Annotated in this window: 7 protein-coding genes and 2 pseudogenes; 2 read left to right on the top strand and 7 right to left on the bottom strand. The window is 61.9% G+C overall.

All coding sequences use genetic code 11. The features are described from left to right. Window positions 1-612 precede the first annotated feature (612 nt). The 7 genes and pseudogenes from VQ042_RS24345 to VQ042_RS24320 form a co-directional block, all read right to left on the bottom strand. On the bottom strand, window positions 613-750 hold the full coding sequence (locus VQ042_RS24345) for a hypothetical protein (RefSeq protein WP_331822857.1): 138 nt from the start codon (window positions 748-750) through the stop codon (window positions 613-615). A gap of 265 nt (window positions 751-1,015) precedes the next feature. Then, a pseudogene (locus VQ042_RS26220) lies at window positions 1,016-1,216 on the bottom strand (thermonuclease family protein); the annotation flags it as partial. Between the two features lie 130 nt (window positions 1,217-1,346). Then, complete coding sequence (locus tag VQ042_RS24340) at window positions 1,347-1,598, bottom strand: hypothetical protein (RefSeq protein ID WP_331822856.1); 252 nt, start codon at window positions 1,596-1,598, stop codon at window positions 1,347-1,349. Window positions 1,599-1,660: 62 nt separating this feature from the next. After that, window positions 1,661-1,918: a hypothetical protein gene (locus tag VQ042_RS24335; RefSeq protein ID WP_331822855.1), complete on the bottom strand. Its 258-nt coding sequence runs from the start codon at window positions 1,916-1,918 to the stop codon at window positions 1,661-1,663. 225 nt (window positions 1,919-2,143) lie between these two features. Then, a complete protein-coding gene (locus VQ042_RS24330; protein WP_331822854.1) occupies window positions 2,144-2,674 on the bottom strand; it encodes a hypothetical protein in 531 nt (176 codons plus the stop codon). A gap of 87 nt (window positions 2,675-2,761) precedes the next feature. Further along, the gene (locus VQ042_RS24325) at window positions 2,762-3,166 is read right to left on the bottom strand and encodes a thermonuclease family protein (protein ID WP_331822853.1); all 405 of its coding nucleotides are present in this window, start codon (window positions 3,164-3,166) and stop codon (window positions 2,762-2,764) included. Continuing rightward, a complete protein-coding gene (locus tag VQ042_RS24320; protein ID WP_331822852.1) occupies window positions 3,163-3,588 on the bottom strand; it encodes a GTP pyrophosphokinase in 426 nt (141 codons plus the stop codon). The genes VQ042_RS24325 and VQ042_RS24320 overlap by 4 nt, the downstream gene beginning before the upstream one ends. A gap of 1,239 nt (window positions 3,589-4,827) precedes the next feature. Here VQ042_RS24320 and VQ042_RS24315 point away from each other — a divergent pair. Continuing rightward, window positions 4,828-5,569, top strand: a pseudogene (locus tag VQ042_RS24315) (DUF1236 domain-containing protein). 233 nt (window positions 5,570-5,802) lie between these two features. Next, on the top strand, window positions 5,803-6,249 hold the full coding sequence (locus tag VQ042_RS24310) for an SOS response-associated peptidase family protein (RefSeq protein WP_331822851.1): 447 nt from the start codon (window positions 5,803-5,805) through the stop codon (window positions 6,247-6,249). The last annotated feature ends 56 nt before the right edge of the window (window positions 6,250-6,305 follow it).

The following is a 6,305-nucleotide window of genomic DNA, read 5'->3' as shown; positions in this document are numbered from 1 at the left end:
TCCTCGTTTATTTTCAAGGCCATCGCTCGTTCCCTCCATTGGCGGGAACAGGGAATCACGCTCACCCAAAACAAGACAATCACAACCGAGTCAGATCAAGCGCGGACCGGTATAACAGGCGCGCATCGTGAGCGCGTGACACTGGACCGGTCGTTCCCTTATGAGAGCGGCTGGGCTTTTTGCACTTTCGGAAATTCGGCGTGGCTACGCCGCCTTCCTCACCTTGCGTTTCGTTTTGTGCTTCTGCGTCGACGACCAAACCGGTGCCCCCACTGCAATGGCAGCGCAGGCTAGCCCAATGGTTCTGGTAGCGCCTTCGTATTTGAAGCGCGTCACGTCCTGGACGGAGATGAACAGACGCCGGGCTGCTTCGTCGTCAGAGAGCCACATCCGGTCCAACCACTCGATAAAATCATGAGCCGTCATTTCGGGTCCCCTCGGGTTAACCCAATATTAACGCTTTCGCAGGTGAGGGGAGTCAATCGAGATGATTCGCGCTCCGATCAATTCTTTACCCGCCCCGCCGCGGCACCTTCGCCTGCTGATGTCTCGGCTGCCGCAGCCTATGCACTTCAGCGGCGGCGCCCACTGTACAAACACCTGGTTTCGTTCCTAACGGTGAATGGCCTCGTCGAGGGGCAGCCCCAGCGTGCGGTGGCAGCCATTGCAGGCCCACACCAAACCCATCTCGTTGTCGGCGAGCTTGCCGAGGGTGTCGATGGTGTGCGGGTTGAGGGGCGGAGACGGCATGCCACCTACACCGCAGTAAGGCCAAGAGCAACGCACCAGCGATCCCATGATGCCTGGGCGGCAGCCATGGCGCTTTCTAAGCTGTCTTCCATACCTGCGGACTTTGATATCCCGAATGGGTTTACGCCGCGGAGCGACCACTGTCAGCTCCCGTCCTGCCGGGACATGACGGACGCTATGACCTTGCCATTTCGCAGCCCACGCCAGCATCCCTCTTTGCGATCCTCCGAAGCCAGCGGCACCGCTCCGCCGGCGATCATGTCGATCATTGTCGGCACCACCGGTTCCCTTCGTTCGGCCATGGCTGCGAGAGTCCTTCGTCGATCAGGATCTGGCCGGCATCGCGCCCATCGGACAGGATGACGTTGGCGAGTTCTCGCCCATAGCGCCCGCGGCCGTCGGTCCACTCTATCTGGTAACCGCTCGCCATCAATTGGCGTAGCCGATCGCGGGCTTTGAGCCCGAGCCGTTTCTCTTCGGCGCATTCCGATAAGCAGGAATTTCCAGAATTCCTAGAGAGCCTGCATTTCCGGGCTTCCCAATCCGCGCCTCCTCAGACATCGGTGATCACTCTCCGCGCGCGGCCGGCATGGCGCCTATTCACCCTGATCACTCGCCGGCGCTCGTCTGGTGGGTCCGTCTTCGTCCGCCCACACTGGCACTCGCTTCACTTTCCGCTCGGCATCGAAACCATCGGCCCAGAGCGTATGATCAGGAGATCTCGGCGAGTGCGGATTGAGAGCCGCGGCGCCCTCGGCGCGGAAGGCTTGCCGGCCCGCTTCCCACACCGCCCGCTCGTGTTCGGCTGCCTCGATCTTTTCGGCTAGGTCGTTGGCCGTGTCTTCCATGGCAGCCCTCAAGGCCGGCTCGGTCGCTCGGACTGCCAGTAAGGCCCCAACGTCCCCACAGGTCAACGCTCCGCCATCCTCGTCGCTGTGTCGGGCTGATGCTGGTACCCGGTCTGACGCTCGATCTCCCGCATGACGGCGTTCCACCGGTGCTCGTCAACTTCAGCGTCGGCCACCTTTGCGAGCCGGCGCTTGTCGCGGGCGACGACCCATGCGCCCTGCGGACCGTGCATGGTGACGAGGACGGTGGCCTCCCGGCGGACATGCTCCGGTGCTCGGAACAGCCCACGCACCCGCGCCAGCAAGCTCGTCAGGCTCATCGGATTGGCAATTATCGTTCGGTCTCTGACGGCCGCTCTGCCCGCCTGTCGGCGCGGAACGGCTCTGTCCGCTTCGCGAGATCGTCGGCGGTGTTCGGCAGCACACCAACGGCTCGGTTCATGCCACCGCACCCGGTAAAGCTGGCGGCCGCCATGAGCAATGCAAGGAGGCACATCAGTCTTCGAAACTCCATTCGTCCTCCCTCCGCCGCACGGAGCCGCCATCTACTGGAGCGGGCCGCGCCTCTGCGCTACGGCCATCTGCGTGACAGCATCATCCATGGCATCGACCGCGGCAAGCACCTCCCGCCCCGCTGGCGTCAGCCGCGCCCATCTCAGGCCGTCCCATCCACCATGCCATTCCACCCACCCGCGCAGAGACATGCGACGGCAGACGTCGAGCATCATGCCCGGCAGCTCATGAACCGTTCGCCCCACGCTGTCTTCGTGCGGGTGGCCATCGTCAAGGTAGCGTAGAAGTTCGATCTGCGGCTCCGTCACGCGGACGATGATCTGTTCCGTGCGGTAGGCGTCCCTGCGCAACTGGCTCCCTTTCGCGGTGAGAACGATTTCCAGCTTCGACCGGCCTTTCGGCCGCATGTCCGCAAGCTTCAGTTTCCGCAGCTCTTCGAAGGCGACGACATCGCAGTATTCCAGCTTGTCATAAGGCAGAGTTCCGCCCGCCACCGCGATCCGCTCCATGAGGTCGATTTGTGAGGGGGTGAATTTTCGCCACGGGAAGGGCTTACGCTTCATTCTCCGACCCATGGATAGCAGCAGGCGCCGCAGGTACATCGTTGCCTTCCGCACTGCATGTAGAGATGCCGGGGTGCGGCGCTGGTTTTACCGGCACCACCGGTTCCCGTCGTTCGGCCATGGCTGCGATAGTCCTTCGTCGATCAGGACCTGGCCCGCATCGCGCCCGTCCGAAAGGATGACGTTAGCGAGCTCGCGTCCGTAGCTCCCGCGGCCGCCGGTCCACTCTATCTGGTAACCGCTCGCCATCAATTGGCGTAGCCGGTCGCGGGCTTTGAGCCCGAGCCGCTTCTCCGCAGAGCATTCGGGCTGGCTGATCTCCGGAGTGTCGACGTTCAGGGTTCTCCACTTCACGCCACGCTCCCAGCCGGTGTCGCCGTCGACGATGCAGGTCAGCCCACGCTCCGCGCGGTCGCCGCCGGAGCAGACCGGGAGCGTGCCCGCCATGGCGGGGCTGGCCAGGAGGGTGATGGCGAAGACGAGGCGGTTCATTCATTCTCCAGCAGGATTTCGCGCGCCTTGGCATACTTCGCGAGGCGTTGTTCGTCTTGCTCGGTGATCTCGCTCAGGCGCGTCCGGTCGGAGTTGTCAGCGAGATCGGCCAACTTCACGATCCGGGCGATCGGATCGGCCTTGGCACGACGGACAGCATCGAAGTAGTCCTCGCCGTCCCTATGCGTGAGAGCATCGACGGCGTTCACAACAGCTGCGGAGAAGCCTGCGGCACGGAGCCGGTCGAGCGTCCATTCGCTGTCCTCCACCACGTCGTGAAGAAGTGCGACGATTTTCGCCTCCCCACCATCGACAGCGAGCGAAACACGGGACGGATGGGTGACGTATGGCGCGCCCCCTTTGTCAACCTGGTCCGCGTGGGCCTGCATGGCGACGGCGGCTGCTTTCTCGATCGTGCTCATGCTGCTCCTTATTCATGACGTGCGTGTGCCACGACAGCATACCCATGGGGCGGATCAATTTGCCGAGAAAATGCCGACCGCCAGGTGAGCCCAGATCGCCAGCGCGACCGAAACTACACCGACGGCCAGTAGAACCCGCAGAAATCGACTATGGCCGCTTGTCAGGGCAAAAACCAGGCGCGACTCCGGAAACGCCAAGGAGCGCTGTTGCCGCTGCGAAATCCTCCATTCCCCAGTCCATATTGATAATTCTCCTACGACTTTCGGGATGTATTTGCGGCTCAAACTCGGAACGCTCGGGATCCTATGAATAGCGATTCACTGCCGGCGTCCGGTATCTGCGCCCGAACAGGAAGGAACTACCGCGGGCTCGTCGTCCTTGAGCCACTCGGGCACCCGCTTCACCTTCCGCTCGACATCGAAACCGTCGGCCCAGAGGGCGTGATCGGGAGAGCGCGGGGGAGTGCGGGTTGAGAGCCGCAGCGCCTTCGGCCCGAAAGGCCGATGGTGTCCCTCCGGCCCGCTTCCGGCTTAGCCTAGTTACAATTGACAGAACACTCGGCGGCCCGCTCACTCGGCTTCAAAGGACTTCAAGCCGTCAGAGTTCGTAGTAAGAGATTGCTCTGGTTGCGGTCCGAAGACCATGTACGCGGCCATGGCGGCCAGCATGCAGACGGAGAACACCGTAAACACGAGGGCGCGTGTAACCATGCGGACAGCCTTGGACGCCATCGTCCGCGGCCTACTCCAATCGCTGCGGCTTTCTCCTGCTTCCACTTCATCCACCTTTTGATGCCTTTCCCGCAGTAGGTCGCTAGCAAGCGATTGCTGAACCCGGACTGAACAGTTCGTTTCTGAGCGTCAGGCCTCAGACGCCGCTGCGAGTAGAATCGTCACTCGGAATTCCTCTCTTCCGTTGAAGGATTGATGGAGGCAGTCACGGCGATGTACACGCCCGCGAATGCGCGTCAGATTTTCTAGGTTTTTGCGGCATCCGTCATGTCGGTGATTTCATGTCAAAAAATCGACAGACGCTACGACGGTGGTGCGAAAATCCCAACAATATCAATTATTAAGAGCATTCGCGGATGCCTTGTTGATGAACACCAGATGAACAGAGTGACCGGCCGAATTTAAGCCGGACAGTGGAGGAGGAACCAAGCGCTGTGCTTCCTGTTTATCGGCTCAGACAGCGCTTCAGCCTGATGAGAAGCGCCTGCCTGAAACGGGAGACGAACGATGAAACTAAACACAATGCTGGCCGCTGGTGCGGCTACGATTCTCGCTGCCGCTGTGGTTCCTGCGTCCGCTCAGTCCACCGTCTCTGCGACGACGGATCTGAACGTGCGGGCGGGCCCTGGTCCGAACTATGAAATCGTCGGCATGATCGGCAACGACTCTGCGGCGACCCTGGAGGGCTGCACCGAAAGCGGTTCCTGGTGCAGGGTCACCATCGATGGTACCTCAGGCTGGGCATACAGCCAGTATCTAACGGCCGACATGGGGGGAGAGACCGTAGTGGTCACGGAACGCCGCACGGAGTATCCGGTGGTGACCTATGAGGACAGCGGCGGTGCNAACGGCCGACATGGGGGGAGAGACCGTAGTGGTCACGGAACGCCGCACGGAGTATCCGGTGGTGACCTATGAGGACAGCGGCGGTGCCGGAGAAGTCGCAGGGGCCGCGACTGGCGCTGTCGCTGGCGCACTTGTGGGTGGTCCCATCGGCGCAGTCGTTGGCGGCGCTGCTGGGCTCGTTGCCGGTGCGGCGCTTAATCCGCCGGACGAGCGGATCGAGTATGTCCGTTCGAATCCCGTGGATCCGGTGTATCTGGAAGGCGAGGCCGTGGTCGGCGCGCAGCTCCCCGAGACGGTCGAACTGCAGACCATCCCGGATTACGAATACCGCTACGTCTATGTGAACGGGCAGCCGGTTTTGGTGGACCCGAACAACCGCCAGGTCGTGTACGTCGTTCGATAATCAACCGCTGGAAGGAGCGGGTCGGTATCCGTCGTTGAATGGTCGGACCCACGTGTGATTCCTTCTCGGTCTTGGTAGAGCTGAAGTCCGGCTGTCCATTCGTTTGGGCAGCCGGGATTCGCCGTCTTCCTGCTATCACTGCCGGAAGCCACGTTCGGTGCTATCCTCCTGCCATGTGCAACCTCTACTCGATCACCAAGGGCTAGGCGGCGATCCGCGAATTCACCCGGGCCATGCGGGACAGCACGGGCAACCTGCCGTCGTTGCCTGGCGTCTTCCCGAACTATGCGGCTCCGGTGGTTCGCACCGCGGAGGATGGCGAGCGCGAGCTAACAATGATGCGCTGGGGCATGCCCTCGCCGCAGTTCGTTCTGAAGGGGCGCAAGGTCGACAGCGGTGTCACCAATGTCCGCAACGTTAAATCGCCGCATTGGCGTCGCTGGCTGGGGCCGGCGAACCGATGCCTGGTGCCCATCACGAGCTTCTCGGAATACGAAACGACGGCCGAGGGCAAGAAGGTGCCGGTCTGGTTTGCTGCGGACGAGAGCCGGCCTCTGATGGCTTTCGCCGGGACATGGACGAGCTGGACCAGCGTGCGGAAAACGAAGGAGGGCGAGGTCAATAGTAAGCCCACGCGGTGTACCGCCTTCACAGCGTTCGCCGTATCGGTGAAGTCCTAGGAATAATCCTAGGAGCAGCACTATGACGATAGCAAAGTTCGAGGTGATTACCGGCG

Source organism: Aurantimonas sp. A2-1-M11, assembly GCF_036549475.1.
Taxonomy (GTDB): Bacteria; Pseudomonadota; Alphaproteobacteria; order Rhizobiales; family Rhizobiaceae; genus Aurantimonas.
This window is presented reverse-complemented; position numbering and strand designations above follow the sequence as displayed.